This is a genomic window from Sulfolobus sp. E5-1-F, assembly GCF_009601705.1.
Lineage (GTDB): Archaea > Thermoproteota > Thermoprotei_A > Sulfolobales > Sulfolobaceae > Saccharolobus.
The window spans coordinates 2,261,930-2,283,621 of the sequence record NZ_CP045687.1; the positions used below are offsets into that span (position 1 = coordinate 2,261,930).

General features: G+C 34.7%; 19 protein-coding genes and 1 pseudogene. 11 read left to right on the forward strand and 9 right to left on the reverse strand.

Features of this window, described 5'->3' with window-relative positions; all coding sequences use genetic code 11:
* Positions 1 to 34: 34 nt before the first annotated feature.
* Positions 35 to 1,438, forward strand: coding sequence for an FAD-binding oxidoreductase (locus tag GFS03_RS11940; protein ID WP_153424292.1), 1,404 nt, complete (start codon positions 35 to 37; stop codon positions 1,436 to 1,438).
* Positions 1,435 to 2,469 (forward strand): (Fe-S)-binding protein, encoded by a 1,035-nt coding sequence (locus GFS03_RS11945; RefSeq protein WP_153424293.1) that lies wholly within the window; start codon positions 1,435 to 1,437, stop codon positions 2,467 to 2,469. The genes GFS03_RS11940 and GFS03_RS11945 overlap by 4 nt, the downstream gene beginning before the upstream one ends.
* Here GFS03_RS11945 and GFS03_RS11950 read toward each other — a convergent pair.
* The 3 genes from GFS03_RS11950 to GFS03_RS11960 are packed head-to-tail and all read right to left on the reverse strand — an operon-like array spanning position 2,455 to position 4,330.
* Entirely contained in the window at positions 2,455 to 3,243 is a 789-nt protein-coding gene (locus GFS03_RS11950) for a lipoate--protein ligase family protein (RefSeq protein WP_153424294.1), read from the reverse strand. The two genes, GFS03_RS11945 and GFS03_RS11950, sit on opposite strands and share 15 nt — an antisense overlap.
* Positions 3,224 to 4,081 (reverse strand): lipoyl synthase, encoded by an 858-nt coding sequence (gene lipA / locus GFS03_RS11955; protein ID WP_153424295.1) that lies wholly within the window; start codon positions 4,079 to 4,081, stop codon positions 3,224 to 3,226. Before lipA ends, GFS03_RS11950 begins: the two co-directional genes overlap by 20 nt.
* Before the next feature lie 3 nt (positions 4,082 to 4,084).
* Positions 4,085 to 4,330, reverse strand: coding sequence for a biotin/lipoyl-containing protein (locus GFS03_RS11960; protein ID WP_153424296.1), 246 nt, complete (start codon positions 4,328 to 4,330; stop codon positions 4,085 to 4,087).
* Between the two features lie 34 nt (positions 4,331 to 4,364).
* Here GFS03_RS11960 and GFS03_RS11965 point away from each other — a divergent pair, with 34 nt between their 5' ends.
* Positions 4,365 to 5,123 (forward strand): lipoate--protein ligase family protein, encoded by a 759-nt coding sequence (locus GFS03_RS11965; protein ID WP_153424297.1) that lies wholly within the window; start codon positions 4,365 to 4,367, stop codon positions 5,121 to 5,123.
* A gap of 61 nt (positions 5,124 to 5,184) precedes the next feature.
* Here the strand turns inward: GFS03_RS11965 and wrbA are convergent, their stop codons facing one another.
* Both wrbA and GFS03_RS11975 read right to left on the reverse strand, forming a co-directional pair.
* Positions 5,185 to 5,778, reverse strand: a complete 594-nt coding sequence (wrbA, locus tag GFS03_RS11970) for an NAD(P)H:quinone oxidoreductase (protein WP_153424298.1) — start codon at positions 5,776 to 5,778, stop codon at positions 5,185 to 5,187.
* Positions 5,779 to 5,861: 83 nt separating this feature from the next.
* Positions 5,862 to 6,170, reverse strand: coding sequence for a hypothetical protein (locus GFS03_RS11975; protein ID WP_153424299.1), 309 nt, complete (start codon positions 6,168 to 6,170; stop codon positions 5,862 to 5,864).
* 461 nt (positions 6,171 to 6,631) lie between these two features.
* On the opposite strand from GFS03_RS11975, the gene GFS03_RS11980 reads away from it, so the two are divergent.
* Positions 6,632 to 7,240 carry a DUF981 family protein gene (locus GFS03_RS11980; RefSeq protein ID WP_153424300.1) on the forward strand — a complete coding sequence of 203 codons (609 nt, stop codon included), beginning with the start codon at positions 6,632 to 6,634 and terminating at the stop codon, positions 7,238 to 7,240.
* 67 nt (positions 7,241 to 7,307) lie between these two features.
* Here GFS03_RS11980 and GFS03_RS11985 read toward each other — a convergent pair whose 3' ends face one another.
* A complete protein-coding gene (locus GFS03_RS11985; protein ID WP_153424301.1) occupies positions 7,308 to 8,387 on the reverse strand; it encodes an MFS transporter in 1,080 nt (359 codons plus the stop codon).
* A 143-nt stretch (positions 8,388 to 8,530) separates the two neighbouring features.
* Here GFS03_RS11985 and GFS03_RS11990 point away from each other — a divergent pair, with 143 nt between their 5' ends.
* A complete protein-coding gene (locus tag GFS03_RS11990) occupies positions 8,531 to 9,553 on the forward strand; it encodes an NAD(P)/FAD-dependent oxidoreductase (protein WP_153424302.1) in 1,023 nt (340 codons plus the stop codon).
* Between the two features lie 431 nt (positions 9,554 to 9,984).
* On the opposite strand, the gene GFS03_RS11995 is transcribed toward GFS03_RS11990, so the two are convergent.
* Positions 9,985 to 11,238 (reverse strand): MFS transporter, encoded by a 1,254-nt coding sequence (locus GFS03_RS11995; protein ID WP_153424303.1) that lies wholly within the window; start codon positions 11,236 to 11,238, stop codon positions 9,985 to 9,987.
* 63 nt (positions 11,239 to 11,301) lie between these two features.
* Between GFS03_RS11995 and cedA the strand changes: the two genes are divergently transcribed.
* Complete coding sequence (gene cedA, locus GFS03_RS12000; RefSeq protein ID WP_153424594.1) at positions 11,302 to 12,090, forward strand: DNA import protein CedA; 789 nt, start codon at positions 11,302 to 11,304, stop codon at positions 12,088 to 12,090.
* A gap of 40 nt (positions 12,091 to 12,130) precedes the next feature.
* Positions 12,131 to 13,300 carry an acyl-CoA dehydrogenase family protein gene (locus GFS03_RS12005; RefSeq protein WP_153424304.1) on the forward strand — a complete coding sequence of 390 codons (1,170 nt, stop codon included), beginning with the start codon at positions 12,131 to 12,133 and terminating at the stop codon, positions 13,298 to 13,300.
* On the opposite strand, the gene GFS03_RS12010 is transcribed toward GFS03_RS12005, so the two are convergent.
* Complete coding sequence (locus GFS03_RS12010) at positions 13,292 to 14,410, reverse strand: CaiB/BaiF CoA transferase family protein (RefSeq protein ID WP_153424305.1); 1,119 nt, start codon at positions 14,408 to 14,410, stop codon at positions 13,292 to 13,294. The two genes, GFS03_RS12005 and GFS03_RS12010, sit on opposite strands and share 9 nt — an antisense overlap.
* A 101-nt stretch (positions 14,411 to 14,511) precedes the next feature.
* Here GFS03_RS12010 and GFS03_RS12015 point away from each other — a divergent pair.
* Positions 14,512 to 15,859, forward strand: a pseudogene (locus GFS03_RS12015) (MFS transporter).
* A 22-nt stretch (positions 15,860 to 15,881) separates the two neighbouring features.
* On the opposite strand, the gene GFS03_RS12020 reads toward GFS03_RS12015, so the two are convergent.
* Positions 15,882 to 17,264: a hypothetical protein gene (locus GFS03_RS12020; protein ID WP_153424306.1), complete on the reverse strand. Its 1,383-nt coding sequence runs from the start codon at positions 17,262 to 17,264 to the stop codon at positions 15,882 to 15,884.
* 55 nt (positions 17,265 to 17,319) lie between these two features.
* Here GFS03_RS12020 and GFS03_RS12025 point away from each other — a divergent pair, with 55 nt between their 5' ends.
* From GFS03_RS12025 to GFS03_RS12035, 3 genes are read left to right on the forward strand one after another with little or no spacing between them, the layout of a single operon-like run.
* Entirely contained in the window at positions 17,320 to 17,883 is a 564-nt protein-coding gene (locus tag GFS03_RS12025; RefSeq protein WP_153424307.1) for a hypothetical protein, read from the forward strand.
* Positions 17,880 to 19,565 carry a hypothetical protein gene (locus GFS03_RS12030; protein ID WP_153424308.1) on the forward strand — a complete coding sequence of 562 codons (1,686 nt, stop codon included), beginning with the start codon at positions 17,880 to 17,882 and terminating at the stop codon, positions 19,563 to 19,565. Before GFS03_RS12025 ends, GFS03_RS12030 begins: the two co-directional genes overlap by 4 nt.
* Complete coding sequence (locus GFS03_RS12035; RefSeq protein ID WP_153424309.1) at positions 19,558 to 20,955, forward strand: hypothetical protein; 1,398 nt, start codon at positions 19,558 to 19,560, stop codon at positions 20,953 to 20,955. The genes GFS03_RS12030 and GFS03_RS12035 overlap by 8 nt, the downstream gene beginning before the upstream one ends.
* Positions 20,956 to 21,692 lie beyond the last annotated feature (737 nt).

Below are 21,692 nucleotides of genomic sequence, written 5' to 3' on the forward strand. Positions count from 1 at the left end.
GCATTTTATAAACTACCTTGACGACATTAAGTTCGTGATTAACAAACTAGCTGAGATAGTAGGCGAGGAGTGGGTAATAGCAAATGATGAAGCTAAGCTGTATTCATATCCTGCATTCATACCCTTAAAAATAGAACCACCAGTAGTCGTTTTACCTGGAAGTGAGGAAGAAGTAGTTTCTCTAGTGAATTTTCTTAACGAGAATAATATAAAGTATCTAGTAAGGGGTTCTGGGACAAGTTTAAGCGGTGCGACTACTCCGACACAAGGAGAGGTTATAATTTCGTTGACAAGACTAAACAGAATTTACTCAATAGATAATTTTGAAATCAGTGTAGGACCAGGATTAGCAAACTTTCTAATTAATAAAACCCTAGGCAATACTAACCTTTTCTACGCACCAGATCCTTCAAGTTATGTAGTATCATCAATAGGTGGTAATATAAGTCACGACTCTGGTGGGATGCACACTCCAAAATACGGTACTACTTTCGACAGTGTAATAAAATTAAGGGTTCTTCTGAGTAATGGAAAAGTTGAGGAAATCGGTGGTAATAATTTCTTTGATGCTACATCAATATTTGTAGGAGCAGAGGGTACTTTAGGGGTTATTTTAAGAGCAACGTTAAGGTTATTTCCAAAGCCTGAGGTCAGTAGAACTCTTCTAGCCTCGTTCAGTTCAATTGACGATGCAGGAAAGGCCGTTGTAAGTGTGTATAAGTCTGGTGTAACACCAGCAGCAATGGAGTTTCTGGATAGAAATTCGATTATTGCCATAGAGAATACTCAATATAAGGCAAATTACCCTATGGCCGAAGCTATCCTTTTAATAGAACTTGATGGATACGGTGCCAATGTAGAAGAGGAAGAGGCTAGAGTAGTGAAGGCAATAAGAGAGAATAACGGAGAAGTTTTCATTCCTAAAGATGATGAAGAGAAAAATAGATGGTGGTGGGGCAGAAAGGGGGCTTTTCCGTCATTTGCCTACTATTCTCCAGCTTATTTAACACTAGACGCTAATGTTCCTAGATCAACCTTGCCTACAATGTTAAGATTCACATATGAGATCAGTAAGAAATATGGATTGCCCGTTGCGAATAGTTTTCATGCGGGAGATGGCACTTTACATCCACTGATAGGGTTCGATCCCAAAAACGTTGATGAAACGATTAAGGCAATTAAAGCGGCTGAGGAGATAACGAAATTAGCTATAAAATTAGGTGGGGTGCCTAGTGGGGAACACGGTATTGGAATAGAGAAGATAAAGTTTATGAAGCTTTATTACTCAGAAGATGATTTGACCTTAATGCGAAGATTGAAGACAGTATTTGATCCCAAGAGACTTCTGAATCCGTGTAAATTAGTACCCCCGGCTAAGAATGAAATATGTAATACCGTTAATAGGGTGCATACTTACTTATTGGAGGGAGATATATGATCTCATCTTTGAAATTAACTGAAATGTGTACCCACTGTGGATTTTGTCTAGAAACTTGTCCAACTTACGTTGTAACTAGAAACGAGGTTCACTCACCTAGGGGTAGAATAGAAGCAGTGAGAGTTGGAATAAACAGTATTGGATTTGAGACATGTATGTATTGTAGGTTGTGTGAAACTGCTTGTCCAGCAGGTGTTAGATACGCTCAAATTATCACGCCAGTTAGGAAAAGCTCCACAAAGAAAACTTTAATGGAAAAGATGTTAGAGAATCCGAAATTACTAAGTAAGTCATTAAAACTATTAGGTAAGGTAAATAGCTATCCAGATGTAGAAAGGGTTATGAAATTCGTTAAACCTAATGAGATCTCAGAACCACTAGAAAATAATGAAGAAGGGGATATAATATTATTTCCTGGTTGTATAGAATCCGTTATATTTAGGAAAACTGTTGAAAAAGCTTACAAATTCTTAAGTAGAAATTATAAGGTAAAAATTATTAATGGATGTTGTGGGTTAGCTCACATAAGTAATGGAAATTATGAAGGGGCTAGAAAATTAGCAATAAAACTTGCTGAAAAGGCTAAGGGTAAAAAGGTCATTACATTACAGTCTAATTGTGCTGCCTTTATGAAGGAATACAAGGAATGGTTTGGTATAGAAATCAATTCATACGATTTTGCTGAATTTTTGATAAAAGAAGGGATAGAGTTACCTAAGGTTAACGATACATTTACTATTCACTATCCTTGTCACGCATATAGACAAAAGCTAGTTACACATATCCGTAATGCAGCTGAGAAAATGGGAATTAAAATAAGTGAAATGGAGGATCCACATTTTGAATGTGGAGCTGGTGGTGATTATTGGATCTTTCATCCTAAGTTATCTGATATGGTCATGAACATTAAGAGGGATAAGATAGCGAAAAGTGGGGTTAGAAAGGTTATTGTAACTAACAGCGTTTGTGCATTAGCTATAAGGTCAATGGGTTATAATGTGTATCATATTGCTGACTTATTGGATACCTAATAAATTCCATCTCTCGTTAGAATATTTTTCCTTGTAAAGTCTATTAGCTAATTTTATCTCACTTGAGGTTAGACTTCCCATAAATACATCTCTTTCATTCAATGCCTTAACGAAACCTTTTATCATAGCGTCAAAAATTTGATCCATTTCCACATCAATAAATTCGAATAAACCCACTATTCTACTCTTTAAGAAATCCTCAGTAACACCGGGTGCTCTAATCACCTTTAACCAGATCTTAGGTTCAAATCTAAGTAGCAAGGTACCGTGTTGTAATAACGCTTTATCATCCCTTACTTGCGCTGATCCAGATATTTTTCTCCCGGCAACTACCACATCGCTTGATCCACTTCTCAAATAACATAAGTCATGTTTTTTCATATCCCCCAGACCTCTAATGTCAACGTTCTCCCCCAAGATTTGAAGAGTGTATAATATGCCCTTAGCGATCTCTATAGCAGACTCATCAACACTTAACTTAGCTATTGTATTGTTAGTTGATAATACTACACTGTATGTAATTTCGTTGTCTTCTGGATGTAATAATGCACCTCCGCCAGTTGGTCTTCTAACCAATTTAAAGCCTAACTCTCTAATATTATCTAAGTAAGCAGCGTTAGCGTTTTGTCCCCTCCCAAGACTTACACCAGACGGAGACCACATGTATAGTCTTAATGTATCATAATTAACGCTATTTCTAATCAGCATTATTGCTTCATCAATTGCCATATTATAGTATGGATCTCTAGGACCATCAACTATTATTCTTAGCATTTTTGATCGCCTTAAGATAAGCTTCTTTTGCCCTATAAGAGGTCCTAGCTAATGGTGAGGAGATCACAGCTGAAAAACCCATAGCGTAAGCTATTTCCTCAAGCTTCTTAAATTCCTCTAAACTATAACGCTTCTTGACTTCCAACTGCTTACGACTTGGTCTCATATACTGTGAAAGTACTAATATATTAACTCCTACACTTCTCAAATCCCTCATTGTCTCTATGATCTCATCCCAAGTTTCACCAAAACCTAAGAGAATTGAAGACTTCTTTATTACGTTTTCAGCGTTTTTTAAAACATTAAGACTTTGCTCATATGATGCTCTAGGATCTCTTACTATTGGCGTTAATCTTCTTACAGTCTCAACGTTATGTGCAAATACGTCAACTCCGGCTTCAATTATCTTTTTAACTGCGCTAATATCTCCTCTAAAATCTGGAGTTAAAACTTCAATGATCACGTCTCGATTTAGCTCTTTTACTGCCTTTATCACGTTAACAAAATGTTGTGCTCCTCCATCAACTAGATCATCTCTATCAACACTAGTTATCACAACGTAATCCAGGTTCATTTCCTTTACTGCTTCTGCTACTCTTTTGGGCTCTTCATCATCCAATGGTGAAGGTTTTCCTTTTAATACATAGCAAAATCTGCAACCCCTAGTACAAATGCTTCCCATGATCATAAATGTTGCTGTCCCAGATCCCCAGCATTCCATAATATTTGGACATAGAGCCTCTTCACATACAGTAGCAATACTTTTTGCCTTTACAATCCCGGCAACCTTTTTGAAGTTTTCGTTCTCGTAAACTGTAATTTTAACTTTTTTCTCCATTCTCTAAACCTCAATAAACGCTATAACTGACCCTGGCGATACCTTATCTCCTTCTTTTACCAGAACTTTAACTACCTTTCCATTGTACTGGGATAAAATCTTCAATATTGCCTTTTCAATTTCCACCTCAGCTATTACATCTCCTGCTTTAATCTCACTTCCCTCTTTTATATATAATGAGACTATTTCCCCTCCCCAATCTCTTCTTCTAGGCCATATATCTTCTGGGATCTTTAACTCAACTTGCACAAACTATAAATTAATAATGGAAAATAAAAGCATAATGAAGCTCAGAGTACTATTAACTGAATATCCTAATGACCCATATTTAAATGTTGCAATAGATGAAGCGCTCTTATTATCTAGTAAGGACCTTCCTATTTTAAGGATATGGAGGAATGACAAGAGCGTAATTTTAGGTAGATTATCGAGTATAAGTGACGAGGTTAATTTAGATGAAATTGAGAGATATAATGTAAAGTTGGTTAGGAGGGTAAGCGGTGGTGGATCAGTTTTTCACGATATGGGTAATGTAAATTATAGTATTATAGCACGTGGCCAAGGTGGTATAGATTACCTTTATGGTCATTTACTAAAAGGTACGATTAATGCGATAGAAAGTTTAGTGCATGGTAAAGTTGATGTTTATAACGAAACTGATATTGCATTTAAGGGTTACAAGATTTCTGGTAATTCTGGATATATAAACGATGATAAGTATCTTTTACATGGCACATTACTTGTCAAGTCTGATTTGTATTTATTACATAAGCTATTAATTATACCTCCTAAAAATTACGAAAAAAAGAAAAATATTAATATGATAAAGTATAAAGTTAGCAATCTTTCAACCTTAGTAAAAGATGATATAACTTACGATGAAGTAGTTAACTCTTTCATAAGTAGCTTTTCGTCGCTTCTATATTGTGATGATCATTTCCTTGATGACATGACTAACGAGGAATTGAATCTCACAATGAAACTGGTTAAAGAAAAATACTCAAAAAAGGAATTTATTTATAAGGGATTTGAGATTAAATGAACTAACTCATTTCTCACTGGAATATGGTTTTATTGTATAATGGAAGTTGATAACTGATACGTTAACATCTCAACTTCTTTGAAACTTCTGCAACTCTTTTACCTAGGAACTTCGCAATGACGATCTCATTTTCATCTAATTCTTTTTTATTTCCCAAGTGTGATGCTCCATATGGACTTCCTCCAGTAGTGGTACTTGAGACTTCCCTTATTCCATATCCTACTGGAACTATTATCATTCCATGATGATAAGCGTAATTCGCCATTGCCAATATTGTGCTTTCATGTCCTCCATGTATTGTCGATGCCTCAGTAAAGAATCCTACTGGTTTTCCATATAATGCACCTTTCATCCATAGTTCAGCAGTTTGGTCTAAAAACAATTTTAGTTGACCAGTCATATTCCCATATCTAGTTGGAGATCCCATTACGATTCCATCAGCCCATTCAAGATCCGATAATGTAGCCTCCGGTATATCCTTAACAGTATCAATAGGAATTCTGAACTTCTTAACTGTTTCCTCTGGGAGGTATTCCTTTACCCTAGCTAATTTGACTTCATTTGTAACCTCTTTAGCCCCTTCCGCTACATATTTAGCTAAATCTACGATTGAACCATAACCATAGAATAGGACAAGAATCTTAGGGCATTCCATACGATAAGAGTTTCATGATACCTAAAAAAGTCAACTAAACTAGAACAAAAAATTATAGGTTTAAGGAAAATTACTCAAAAAAGTTATTTGGAGATCTTTTGTCCTTTAATCTCTAAAATACCACCTATGATGCTCAGTATTGAAAGTATACATGGAGCAAATAAACCCACTATCCCTCCACTAACCATGTACTTCCAGTTGTTCTTATACACGCCATATATTGTAGTTAAAGAGCCGATGAGCCCTATTATTCCTAATCCTATCACTGCATCCCCAGTTATGAGTAATATCCTTATCAGATGATCAATTAGTGGTTCTCTTGTAATTATACTCACTAAACTAGCTATTAGGGCAATAATACCACCTATACCACTTAGTATTCTTCCTATCATTTTTTATCACCTAGATTTCTATAACACCGTTAATGGATAAAAATTTTACTCCATTCACCTATGTAATAACAGATCTTGTCCAGCAACTGTTAAATATTAAAAAATAATATCTCCACTTTTAGAAATATAAAGTTTACCCTAGAGAATAAGAAAGCTAAGTCCTTTAGTGCATTTAGAATGTAGAAGTCAGATTTCAGATAATTTAACATTTTAGTTAAAAAGTTCTACAAATAAACGTTATATCTAAATGTACATTTGTACACATAACATTTATAAGCCAGATAGATTATTCACTTTTAATTAGTTGAACTAGGCGAATAAATCCAAAAGATTTAATAAAATAATTATATTCTAAATAGTATAAATTCTATCCAATTATATCTTATCGTACTACAAAAGTATATACTTTAACACATATTGCTTATAGTTTACTTCATCTATAATTATATTTGGTGATTAAAATGGCTTTATTCGTAGACATGTTAACAAGTCAACTTATAGCTATGGCAGTCAGCTTCCTAGTATTAGCTTATGCATTAGTTAAGACTTATAGAGTTCACAGTACTGTAGTTGACTATAGGAATGCGATGAAGAGTGCCTATGTACCTCTCCTCGCATTAGGAAGCTTTATCGCAATTACCGGAATTTACGGCCTATTAGTATGGCCATTGATAGGTAGTTATAACATATTATTCTACGACTTATATCCAATCCTAGGAATAGGATTAATTAGCATTGCAGTGAGTGTAAAGAATGATTACAAGCTCGAAGTTTTAGGTTTCATGGGATTATTATATGGATTAGTTACAATATATTATGGAGTGATTGGCTATTTGAACAATATGACTCTGGAGCCAATCGCATTATTAGCGCTTTATGCCTTAACAGGGTTGTCCTCTATATTCTTTTATCCAGTTGCTGTATTTCTTGATAACGCTAAACTCAGTAAGGCATTCTTAATAATTGACGCAGTACTACTGATACTTGCTGCGCTTATAGCAGGATATATAGCTTTAGAGGCAGTACCTAGTCATCTGGTTGGATTCGCTAAATGGACTCCTTTTTTATAAATATATTTTCCTTTTTTATAAATATATTTTCCTTTTTTAAAGTAATCATCTTTTATTATTACGATTTTTATATTTTTACATCCTTAAAGAAGCTGTAGAAGAGAACAGTCGCAATGAGATATAGTGACCCTGTTATGAAAAACGGTATATTCAAGTTTCCAATGTAAAATAAATAACCTGTCAGATTAGGTCCTAAAGATCGGGGAATTGCATCAAGAAGCTGGAGCATACTATTTGCTCTACTTCTTTCCTCTTCTTTGACAACTTTGAAAACTAGGGTATTCATTAATGGGCCAGTTGAATTCATTAATACGTTTCTCATTACGTAGATTACTCCAGCCATAAGTAAGGAAGTGGAAAAGGGTATCATAAATAGGAGTGCTATTGCGGCTAAATGCGTTATTACTATCGCTCTTATCCTCCCTAATGCTTTCGCTAAAAAAGGGGAGGTTAAAGTACCAAATGCTAAAGTTATCTCGGATATCGCATATATTGGAGAAAGCGATGAGGCTGTAGCGTGAAATTTTAAGTTAAACCATAAAGATAGCATAGGTAACAAAACCCCTGCTCCTAATCCTATTATTGCCTCGGTAGAAAGTTTTCCCAACATCTTAAAGGAAGAAATCTTAAGTGTCACTCTTTTTGTTCCTTTATAGTTTTCCTTAACAGGAATTAGTAGTAATACCGATAAGAATGTCAATATTGCATCGACTATTATAATACTTCTATAATTTAGTGCTATTGGCATTAAGGAACCAATTACTGAAAATATTGTATTTAAGGATGATCTGTAAGCCATTTCCTTATCTAAATCTTCACTTTTCTCAGCTAGTATTGAGGAGATTAGACCATAACCTTGATTTGTAAAAAGATATGCATAAGGTGTTATTAGGAGTAGAAGGAAGGAAACTCCTTCAATACCTCTAGATAGGTAGACGAATCTCTTCCTACCGTAAGCGTCTCCCAATACTGCCCAGAATAAGGACAATAACGTATTAACTATTATAGCACTTCCCAATATTGCTCCTATTGTTAAAGCATTTAGACCAAGCGATTTCAGATATAATGCAATTATTACAGTGTTTGCTCCCCAAACTATTCCTCCTACGGAAGAAGCTAATACCAATAAAAAATTCTCTATCTTCACACTTATGATAGACACTTATGTTCTTAAAAAGTTGTTAGAAATATAAGTATCATCATCTATCAAAACAAAATATATTAAAGAATGACTTATTAGTTAAGAGATTAGCTGTAATATTTAAATAGACACTTATAAAGTATAAATATATGCAAGGAGAAAGAGTTGTAATTTTAGGAGGAGGATTTGCTGGAATTTCAGCTAAGTTGACATATCCAAGTGCGATACTCGTTGACGAGAAGGACTTCATGGTTGTTACTCCAAGGTTAGTAGAAGTTGTAGAGAATAACCTTCCTCTATCTCACGCCTTAATTCCTAGGAAAGTTGACATTAAGGCTAAGGTTTTAAGTATCGATTTTAAGGAGAAGAAAGTAGTAACGACTGAAGGTGAAATCAAGTTCGATAAGCTAATAATTGCGTTGGGTTATGAGCAAGATTTAAGCAGGATAAAGGGGGCTGAAAAGTACGGTATAGGTTTCACTGTAGAAAATGTGGAAAAGATTAAATCATTTAAAGAAGGTTCAATAGTTACAATTCTTGGAGGAGGAGCACTTGGCGTTGAGTTAGCTGGAGCGTTAAGGAAAAGGGGTTTTACTGTAAACTTAGTAGAGGCAGAGAACAGATTAGTACCTTATCTGATTCCAGATCTCTCTAATGAGATTCAAAAAATTTTAGAAAGGCTAGACGTTAATGTAATTTTAAGAGCTAAGGTAGAGGAAGTTAAGGAAAATGTGGTAATTACTACGCAAGGAAGAATAAGGAGTGATTATATAATCTTTTCTGCTGGTTTTTCTGGCCCCAAAATAATAAAGGAAATTGGATTATCAAATAAAAACAACAGGATGTTAGTTGACAAATTCCTCAGATCAGTGGATTACGATTTCGTTTATGGCGCTGGTGATTGTGCCAACTTCAAGGACGGGTTTATTCCACAATCTGCACAAGTTTCCTTACAAGCTGGTGAGATTGCTATGAATAATGCAATAAAGGATGAGAAAGTCGAGTTTAAACCAGTACAGAGGGCTATAGTATTTAAGATTGGTGAAGATTACATCGGTTTGGTAAAGAATACCATAATAAGCGGTCCAATTGCTGCACTCATTAAATCCTTCGCTATTGGTTCCTTAGAGAGTAAAGTTAAGAAAGTGAACAGATTCGTTCTAGCTATGTGAATTAGCTTATCCTTTAACTTTATAGGAGTTAAGGGGACTTTCGCCCCATAACGTTAAACTTCCTAATTCTTATTCAAGATATTCTCCTCACCACAAACGACAAATCTGAACCTCACTTCTTCTCCCTCTTTGTGCCTCTTACTATTTGTTGCATAGCCCCCGTCAAACTTCTCGTCTTAAATCTTTTTCACAATTTATTAAATTCTTTATACTATAATTAGCTATATTTCCTCTATAGATTCAATATTGGATAAATAGTATTATTTTTTATGGAATAATTTCGAGTGCATCAGTAAGAACAAAGTAGTTCAGTCTATCTAGTTCTCTATTTCAACGTGACCTTAAAGCATTTTCCAAATAAAAAATATGAAGGGACAATGCTATATATCATTTATAGGAGAGGTATAATTTGAGGAGAATTGAAAGAAGAGCTACTCCCTCTCTATATTGCCCCTAGTTTCATGTGAGATAATGCTTACTGAGATTATCACTGCACTAAGAATGAGCATAGCTATCATTTCTACAAGTGGGAATAACGTTATTGAAGTAAAATAAAGGATAGTTGTGAGAAGTAAAGGGATGAAATTTCCAACCAAGAACCCTATATTCCAGCTTAAAGATACCCCAGTGCTTCTGATCTTAGTAGGGAAGTTCTCATTTACGTAAGTCATTATTCCCCCACCTCCAAATACAGAGACGAAGCCCAGAATTGAAACAAAAATTGGAATTAACGATCTTGAAGATAGAGGCATTAGTATGAAAACGGGTGAAAGCAATATTCCCAAAATCCCACCTATGATTGATATTTTCTTTCTGCCAATTCTTTCACTTAACTCACCTCCTATAAATGCCGAGATGATCGCTATTACACTATATATCAAGGACATGTATCCTATTTCAACCTTTGATAAGTGATTAACGGCATAAAGAAAGTTAGGTAACATGACGTTAACTAATGCGTTCATTGAAGCCCAAAGGGCAGTTAATGTTGATGCCAAAATAAATTGTCTCTTGTACGAGGAGATTAGCACTTTAGCTGGTGATTTCACTCTCTCCTTATTCCTCCTAAACCTTAAGGATTCAGGCATCAAGAAGCCAAAGGGTAATATAAGAAGAGAGGTTAAGAACATTATTCTCCATCCTATTTCAGTATAGTTAGAACTACCTATTACGGTAATTATTATGAAAAATATTACCGATGCCAAGAGGTAAGCTGAACCGCCAACTGCAAATCCAGATCCTCCAAACCAACCTCTATGCTTTTCTGGTAAATCCTCAACACCTACTACAGTAATTCCAGCTGATAGTCCTCCCGTAAAGAAACCTTGTATCATATATAATACTATTAACAATAAGGGGGAGGGATCTGGTATTAGTGCTATTGCAACTAAAGGCAAGGCTGAACCTAAACTGGATATTCTAGTAACTAATTTCCTGCCGTATTTATCGCTTATTGGTCCCAATACGTAAGCTCCTGGTACTCTCATTATTACATCAACTAGTAGTAAGCCGTAAACCCCTAATAGTGAGAGTACGTATGAACCTTTAAATAACGTTTGAGAGATGTATGGTGAGTTAAATACTAACAATATTGAGTAATTATATACCAGAAACGTATAACTCATGAAATTTAGGAATATTAACTTAATTTCCCTGCTTGATAGTGAGCTCATCTCGTTTAAAATTTAACATTTAGATAAAAATAATATCGGTCTTCCCTCAGACAATATAATCTCTTGAGAATACTCGTGTACTCGCCATTTGAAATACTATATTTAGCAATTGTAATAGACTCCCTCTCCTACACAATAGGTGCACTACTTTACGGCTCACCAATTCCAGTTAGAGGAGTCAAAGAGATGGGTCATAAAATGATCGTTAACTCGATTTACGTAGCAGTATTAGCTAACGGTTTTGGTCTAATCCTTTCCATACTATCCCAACTACAAAACATATTAGGAGTAAATTGGAATATCTTTTACTTAGACATAGGTCTCCTCCAAATCCAAACCGGAGTAGCAATTAATATGGGAAAATTTCTATACAGTATTATTGTGATAATACTCAATTATTTTAAGGTACCTAGCCAATTCTACTCTTTAGTAACTCCACTTTTACAATATATTTCATTTCTAACAGATATACTCATTTTACTAAACTTTTACATGGACATAGGTCTTTTCATTCAATCATCATATATGGTGCTAATTGCAATTGGAATACTATTGATGGCTCTCCCATTTCAGATGGGGAGGGGAATTGGAAGCATGATAATAGCCTTTACCATAGTGTTTTACATCGGACTCCCCCTTTTACCAATACTGATATCCAATAGTTCCCCTCTCCAAAACCAAAACTTTGTCTTACAAGACATAGCGTTACAAACTGAGGAGTTCTACGCACAAATTCCAGCTCTATTTTACTCCTTCATCTTAATTCCATTAACGTACATGGGAGTATTGGTGGGATTTTCATTCATTTTACAGAGTTTCCTAGGCGGTTATATTGGAAAATTACCTATCCCAGTTGAAATTTGATGAAAAATCTATATAAACAAGTTAATTACCTTTTATTTGTATGTTATTACAACCAAAAGACGAAGAAGAGAAATTAATCCTTTCAACAGTTGACCAATTAATGGTAAAGTACGACGAGAGGTATTGGTTAGATAAAGATCAAAAGAGGGAATTCCCACTAGACTTTCTCAACGACTTCATGAAATTGGGATTAGGGTCAATTTTGATACCAGAAGAGTACGGCGGTATAGGGAAAGGAGTTAGACTAGCTTCCTTAATCCTTTATAACATCAACTTGAAGGGTGGCAATTCATATTTTGTACATGGACATTATTATAACACTGCCTTACTATCAAAACATAGTGGTAAGAGGATAAGAGAAAAGTACTTCAAGGATCTTGCAAATGGTGCTAAAGTACTATCATTAGCTTTAACTGAGCCAGAAGTTGGGTCGGATACGACGAAAATTAAGACAGTTGCTGAAAAAGTTGGGAATAGTTTCTTCATAAAGGGTCACAAGATATTCATTTCTAGGTTAAAGTACACTGACTTTATGATAGTAGTAGCAAGAACGACACCCTATGAAAAAGTTGAAAAGAAGACAGATGGGATAACCTTGTTTTTAGTTGATCTAAGAGAGGGAAGGGATGGAATTGAGATGAGGGAAATAAAGACCATGTCAAACACCAATGCTTATGAAGTGTTTATAGATGGTCTCAAAGTGCCAGAGGATAACGTTATAGGAGAGGTCGGAAAGGGTTTCTACTATTTACTTGACCTATTAAATGCGGAAAGGTTTATGATAGCAGCTGAAATGATCGGCAATGCGGAGTGGTTCATAAACAAAGCAGTTGAATACGCCAAGAACAGAGTCGTCTTCGACAAACAAATAGGTAGTTTTCAAGGTGTTCAATTTCCAATAGCTGAGGTATATGCTAAGTTGGTATCCCTCTCATCTTATTTTAATGAAGGTTTAAGAGTAATAGAAGAGGGGAAAGATACAAAAACTATTGGAAGTTACGCAAATATATCCAAATACTTAGCTACTGAGATAGCTTGGGAAGCTGGAAATGTCGCAATGGACGTTTACGGAGGTTATGGGTATGCTGTGGAAACTGGAATAGAGAGAAAACTTAGAGAGACTAGGTTATATAAGGTAGCCCCGATATCGCAAAACTTAATCCTAGCTTACATTGCTCATCACATTTTAGGACTTCCTAAATCATATTAACATTATTATCCCTTTTTCAGCTAACCTATTTACGTCCTCTTCTGAGTACCCTAATTCTAGCAAAACCTCTTTAGTATGTTCGCCAAGTTTAGGCGCTTTACTCCTATTTGACGTTATGTTTACTGGAAAGTTAACATACTTTACACCATCACTCTCATAAACTAACCTATTTCCATATCTTTTAAACGCCTCTTCAAGGTTTAATATTGGGGCAACTGGTACATCAGCCTTACCTAACAACTCAACCCAATACTCTCTAGTATTTTTCTCGAAAACTCCTTCCAATTCATTTATTATATAATCTCTATTTTCAATTCTCTTCTGCAAAGTGTCGAATTTACATAAGTCCTCTCTATTTAACGCCTTGCAAAGTCTTAAATACTGCTCATCATTAAACACTGCAACGTAAATATAACCATCAACAACCTTAAACGCTTGATATGGTACTAGATACCTATGTGCAGAACCCATCCTTTTAGGCACTTTCCCAGTATTCAAATACATGTAAGCGTCCTCTAGGGTTAAATAAAACTGAGTATAAATCATTGGAACGTCAATAAAGGCCGGTCCTCCTTTATTTAAAGCCCATAATACCATTACAGTGGCAAGTAACCCAGTAGTAATATCTGAAATTGAAGTTGCGAATTTTACCGGATTTTCCTCACCAGTCATGTCCATTAAACCACTTAGTGCTAGTATTATAGTATCGTAAGCTGGCCTATCTGCCTCTTCAGTGAAATTACCGAATCCCGTTATTGAACAGTAAATTATTTTAGAGTTAATCCTCTTCACACTCTCGTAGTCTACGCCAAGCTTCCTTAGTGCTGAAGGTCTATAATTAGTCACTATAACGTCTGCAGTTTTAACCAATTTCTTAAAGATCTCATAACCCTCCTCACTCTTCAAGTTAATTACAACACTCTTTTTACCTCTATTCGTACTCGCAAAATAGATACTAATTCCATTAATCTCAGGCTTAACTCTTCTCCTATCATCACCGAAAGGTGGTGGTTCAACCTTAATAACTTCCATACCTAAATCAGCTAGGATCTCACCTACTAATGGTGCTGATATGTTACTTCCCAGTTCGATAACCCTAACTTTTTCCATATTTTACGTTAGAAAGTAGAAGATAAATAAGATTATTTGCATGAAATTTCGAACATCTACCCTTTGGAAAGTTTATTAGTTTATTTAATTTATAATCACTTATGAGCATAGCTGGAAGAATAGAAAGACTACCCTGGACGTCTTTTCATACGAAACTCTTAGGATTGTTAACGCTAGGAGAGTTCTTCGAACTCTACGATCTATTCACTGGTGGTTTCGTAGCATCACAAGTTGCATCGTTTTTTAAAGTTCCATCAGCAACTGGAATTTACTACACTGTCGCAATCTTCTTTCTAGGAGCATTTGTAGGTGCAATAATATTCAATTATATAGGAGATTCAATAGGTAGACGAACAGCTCTGATTATTAATATGGCAATTACTTCAGTGGCGTTTGCTGTTGATACCATTTTCCCCCAATATTTTGACCTATGGATTGCTGAGATTCATAGCGGGAATGGGTGTTGGACCAGAGGCAATATTAGTTTTAGATGTTTTAATAACGGAGTTCTTTCCGTCAGCCATAAGAGGTAGGGCTTTAGCTATAGGTTACACTGCAGCGTGGACAGCACCTATAGTTGTCGCAGTTTTAGCTTACTTTTTATTACCTCATAAATACCTTCTATACGGTTGGCAATGGTTATTCATAATAGGAGGCTTAGGGATACTTACAATACTTCCATTTAGGTTCCTAATACCGGAATCCCCTAGATGGCTAGAAAGTAAGGGAAGAGTGGAAGAAGCTGATAAAATAGTTAAAAGGATAGAGGAGATTGCGATTAAGGAAAAGGGCCAATTAGGAGAACCATTACAAGTTCAAGTTATAACTTCGCAAAGGGTTAAGATATCTGAACTATTCTCGCCTTTGTATAGGAGGAGGACGGTGATGCTCTGGATATTTGAGTTCTTACAAGCTGGGGTATATTACGGTTTCGCATCACTGGCTCCATCAGTGCTATTTGCGAAGGGTTTCACATTAGTACATACTCTACAATACACTATGATAATCTATACTTCATATTTTATTAGTTCTTTAGCATCAATATTTATCATAGATAGTCAAAAGTTTGACAGAAAATGGCAGGTAAGTATAGTAATGCTATTAATGGGATTGGTAGGGTTAGCTTTCGGATTCTCCTCCTCTCCTCTGGAGGCAGTAGTATCTGGTTTCGCGTTCGGTTTTTTATCGAACATATTCTCCAACGCTTTCCATCAATACGGGGCTGAACTTTATCCAACCAGAGTAAGAGCTTTTGCAGATGGTGTACAATACTCCTTAAGTAGGTTAGGAAATTACATTTGGTTAACTATATTACCAATAGTACTATATAGTAATGGACCAGTTGCAATGTACACTATAGTGTTCATTATGGCTCTTATAGTGACCCTAGATGTAGCAATCTTAGGGCCTAAAGCGTCAAAGATTGAACTTGAAGAGTTATCAAAATAACAAGATGTAGGTTTTTAAAAAATTATATTAGAACATAAGTGTTGTAACCTTGTTCTGGTATATAGTAGATTGATGGATATTCACTACTTCCACTAGGCCAATACCATAGTATCCCTGGAATTGTTGAGGGTGGTGGATAGCTTGGATACACAAAATACCAGTAACCTATTGCATATAGTTCATTATTCGAATGAGCTATTGTCCAATTATAATTAAGCGTATTATTATATAATGGCCCGTTTTTATACATTGTAGTTGAAACGTTATAAAAACATTGCTGAGCAGTAGGATTATTACTCTGCAGTGTTACAAGATAAGCTTGAGACATAGTAATGGCTGTGATTGTAGATCCAAACTTCACTATTGCTACGTATCCATTAGTTTCCGTCATAGTTGATAATATTGTAGTATTAAGCCATTTTTGAGTACTTAAGTTATAAATTGTAAAATTAACACTATTGGGAGATTGCGGTTCGCTTCCTAAGCTAAAGTTAAGGAAATACCAATTACCTTGATAAAGCGTTAACAGATAAGTTTTGCCTGTAAACAAATTACTGGACAAATCGTAGATTCCGACATATAGTTTATTCCCTACAATCCAGGCTAAAATAGAGAGATTCTTATTGTTGTTACCATTACTACTACCAGTAGGTGTAATGGTAACATTCATAAGGTAAGCTTTAGCAGACGCATTAGAAATAAGTCTAAACCATAATCCAAAACTTAACCCAGTCTGGCTCGTTAATACGTGGGGAGCTGGATTATTAGCATTTTTAGAATTACCAACATAGTTACCACTTCCCGTCAGTACATATACTCCGATCCCTGCATTTGACGGGTTTAGGTAAGTGTAATCTAGTCTATACCACTTTCCTTGATAATAATACAGTATCCACAATATAATTATTTGCCCACTCTTAACATTGGCTGACAATATATAACTTCGATTTGAAGTCAAATTATACGCATAAACACCACTAACGTTGCCAATTAACTGACTCTGTTGAGGTAAATACACATTACCGCTAAATGGAAACTTAGTATTTAATGGAATATATCCCTTAGTACTAGAAAACAGTATAGTTGCGTTTTGACTACTACTAGGAAGAGTGTAAAATGAGTTTAATTGGGGTGAAGCAACGAAAGGTATAACAGTTACATACTTAGTAGGTGAATTAACCCAGACTAGGTAACTAACATTGAAGTAAGTATAGTTAGGTGGTAGTCCCTTAAACGTAACCTGTGAAACAACTACTTGAACTAGTTTAGAAATACCTATTACGTTTTCCTCTTGTAAGAAAGCAAGACCTTGAACTGAAAAGAATGCTGAGTAAATTGCAAAAGCAGAAAGTGCAATCAGCACTGTAGCGATTATTAACAACAAATTCGTGATAACATTAGGCATATATAGAATACTTAGCGAGGATTTATATATAACTTTTTCTTAATACAGAATAGAGATGCCTTCAGAGGTAACAGAAGAGTTCATTATAATTGTTGCAGTTGTGCTAATAGGATTAGTCTTATTCGGTTTTACAATGACGTATTTTCTCCCTCACGAAATATTTAGCCTAGCCCAACAACAAGCTAGCTCAATTTCCTCGTCAACAACAATATCCGTTGGACCATTAATATCTAATTCAGTTAATGCGAGCACTGTAATTGAGGTTTATAACCCAGCATTATCTGGAAACGTTACGCTAATAGTATTCCCAGAACCTTCATATTTACAGCAAGACGTAGGGCTAGTAACCCCACAGTCATCTCCACAGTTTTTTGTATATTCATCAAACGGCAAATTAGCTAAAAGTCTTTCAATAAATATACCAATATACGATGTAAGTGGTAAAATAGTTTACGGCTCTCAAATAACTGCTTATACTGTACCCTTCAATACCCCAGTCACGGTAGTAGTAAATGGAGTAAATGGGAATAACTATATATTAATAGTTTGGGTATTATATAATTCAAACGGTTATTGGTTTAGAATAGGATATACTTTCACGGGGGCGCCTTCAACATGAGGAAAGCCTTATCTTCTGCAATTTTCTTGATAATAACACTTATAATTCTTCTCTCCGTGTTAATACCAGCACTCCTAATATTTAACTCAACTCCTATCTATTCGAGTCAAGGGCAAATTGCAAGTACTGGTTATCAACAACTTCAGAAGAATGAACAAAACCAAGTATTTAGAGGAAATCCCAACATATACTACAATTCCTCCTTAACACCTTATATTGAATTTCTATATGGTTCGATTCCATATCCTCTTAACATAACTCAAATTTATTACTTCAACGGTACTACCTGGGTTCCCACTCTTAAACAACCGATTGTAGTAGCTGGGAATCAGAATATTTACTTACCATCATCAGCGTTTAACAATCCTATCTTAATAGTGTCTTCTCAAGCTAATTTCTACTTCCTAAACCCAAATACCTCAGTGACTACAGTAACAATCAGTGGCCCAGCAGGGAAAGTACCAGTATATGTTACTGCATTTGTTATTAATGGAAGTAAGATAATACCAGTAAGTATCCAAGTAGTTTTAGGAGCTAATCCGCCTTTACTAACCCCGCAAGTCTATTACCTTAATCCAGGTACGTATTCGATTAGTGATAAAAATGGTTCTACCATATTCTTGCAAGGTTATGGTTTGACCGCTACATTCCAAAACTGGACATTGGTAGGGTATGGGAACTTAAATTCACCCTCTAAACTTTCTACCACTTTTACCGTAACTGGACCTCTAGTTTTAACTGCAATATATAAAGCACAGTTACAGAAATTCAACGTATTAATAAATACTAATGGTTTACCACTAGGAAGCACTATAACTCTGAATAATAACCAAGTTACCCTAACCTCACTTAATAAGACAATACCAGTGTTAATAGATAACAAACAATACTATATAGGTTCTAACGGATTACAATTACAATTGACTTATGGATACCACGTAATACAATTTCCGTCTTACTATAATATAACATTCAACTATACCTCGACCTCAAGCAACTATATATCTGCTTATAACGCAATGCCAATTAAGAATGGTGTATCCATGCAGAATAATCAAGTAGTAACAATACAAGGTGGTCAAATAAATTGCTATCAGCTTACTGGATTATCATCATCTACTAGTAAGATAAGTGTAATAAACTCCTATACAGTATTTGTTAATGGGAGTGGAGAAATAACAGCCAGCTATAGAAGCTATTCGACATACTATTTAGTTATCGCAATGAATTATTTCGAATTTCCATCAGGAGTATGGGCTACATACAACAATACTCCAGTTAATGGAAGTATAGCAGGCCAGTTATTACAAGTTCAAATAGGGGGAACTAATCAGCAAATAGTATTAGGTAATCCTCAGAATTACATTCCAGAGAAAATTTACTTCAAAGCCGGTACAGAGTTAACTATTACATTAGATTATTTAATTGACATGAGTGGTAGTTTTACACTTACTATTCAATATTACCAGAATTACCAGATTGTTCACGCAAGCTATCTTCATTCTTATTATCCAATATATGTAACACTATACAATTTAACTACTAAATATGTTTATTTTCCTGAAGCTTCTCAAGGTAATTATGGGACAATAGGTATTAATTCACCAACTATATTGATAAACTATCAAGAGTGGAAATATTATGGAGAACCTTATACTGGAGGGGGTAATAGCAATGGATAAGAAGGGATTATCGAATGTCATTTCAATAATTATTTTAATTTTTATAGTATTGGTGGTTCTAGTTCCCATACTATATTATGTGCAATATTCGTCACAATATAACACTGTAACCCAGTCAATTGTAAACAACTACGTCTATTTGAAGAATCTTCAAATTTCACAAGTAACTACCGGTCACCCATCCCTTTATTATAATGGTAGTTCTATTTTCGTAACCTATTCGAATGGTACTTTTGTACCTCCTTCAAATTTAACCATAGTCTCCATCCTTTATCTTAATTCTAATGGAATATGGGTGAACGTGACATCAATTAAATATCCTTTAGTAATATCTCAAGGTCAACTCATAAATTTACCAAGTTATACTTCCGGTAAGCCTATAATTATAGTAACTTCTTTAGGTAACATATTCTTTCTACAACCTGGATCATCGATTGGACCATTTGCTACAGCAGGTAAAGGCGGAACTGAAATATTAGCGCAAATTTATACTAATAACGGTCCGTTATCAGTTTCAGCCAACGTTACATCTAATATTTATGGCTCATTTAAGAATTACACTACTCCAGTCGCTTTTGGTAACCAAACTGGTACTTTTATTGTGAAAGCCCCACAATACGTTTACTACCAAAACAGTAAGGGTCAAATAATTACTGGAGTATTTTATAATTGGATAAAATTGGGTCAAGCTACCCTTAATTCCACAACAAGCCAAGGAGTTAAAGTAACCTTGCAAGGTCAACCTCTTGTATTAATAGCCAATTACAGTATATTGACTACCACGGTTAACCTTCAAGTTAATACTAATGACCCTAACGTTCCGATTATCGTAAATATTGATGGTAGTAACTACACTGTTAAAGGAAGTAGCACTATCCAAGTTACTGCAGGATATATAAACATTACTATATACACCTTACAATTTAACGATACAACTCAGCAAAACATAGGTATAATTAAGTATTATATTTATTCAAACTCTACTTATAACAAAAACACTTATATTGCAAGATCGTTTATAATATTTGTACCTCCTTCTACGTCACAAACTCCTACAGTTTATATAAACTATAATAACATTTATAATTATTATCATGTATATATTAATGGATATAATTTACCTGGGAGCGTGTGTTTAATTTTAAATAATACAGTTTATAACTATAACTATAACCAAGGTTACTGGATTATTGGAGGAAAGTATAGTTTTGGTCCAACTGAAATATTTAATGGAGAATATACTTTTGGTGCTCAAACTGTAAAATTCAAATATTCTAATGGATCTACCTTTACTTATACATTTCCTAATATTCCGTCTTACGTTTTAATTAATCAGCCTATGACTATTAGTGTTTATTATGGCGAGACGATACAATGGTATCTTCTTTAAATTATAGAAAAAATTGAAAAACTGTTTGATTTTTTATATCTTAGTAAATTTAATCCAATACCATTAGCAAATGGTTTGTACTTATATGGTTATCTATCCGATCTACTTTGTAATATATTATCTGAAAATGGATAATTCAATCAAAAATTATGCAACATATATCTATTTAGTGATGGGCCTTTATGAAATATATTAGGTATGGACATAATGGTTTATTCACTTAATTCTATTAACACGATACGTCTTCAAGCTCATCCTCTCCTAGCCTTACTGTTGAAATGCAGAAGCAATCATTCTAATCTCGATCTACAGAAACAAATTGAAATTGTATAGGAGAGCTGAATTGCGTTATGTTTAAAATAGTAGCTGCTTGAAAATTACGTATGGTATATACGTTTAATTTTTCCAGTGTGAAATCTAAGGCACGTTTATATTATACACGCTGGGTGTATTTACGATTATTTAAATCTTTTTGAGGAGCATCTATGTAAGTATTTAAGGTTTAAGGGATTTGAGGTAAACTTACGTAAAGTACTATTTAAAAATATTCTTCTCATCATACGACAAGGTAATAAAATTGGTGTGAATACTGATTAAATACTGGGAACATTTTTATATCTCGTCACTAATATTATTTAGTGATGTTAATAGTGACGAATTTGATGAAGGATAGCTTAAGAGAGGAAGACAAATACAATTTATGGAATTTATCGGCTATGTCGTTTAATGGAGCTAAT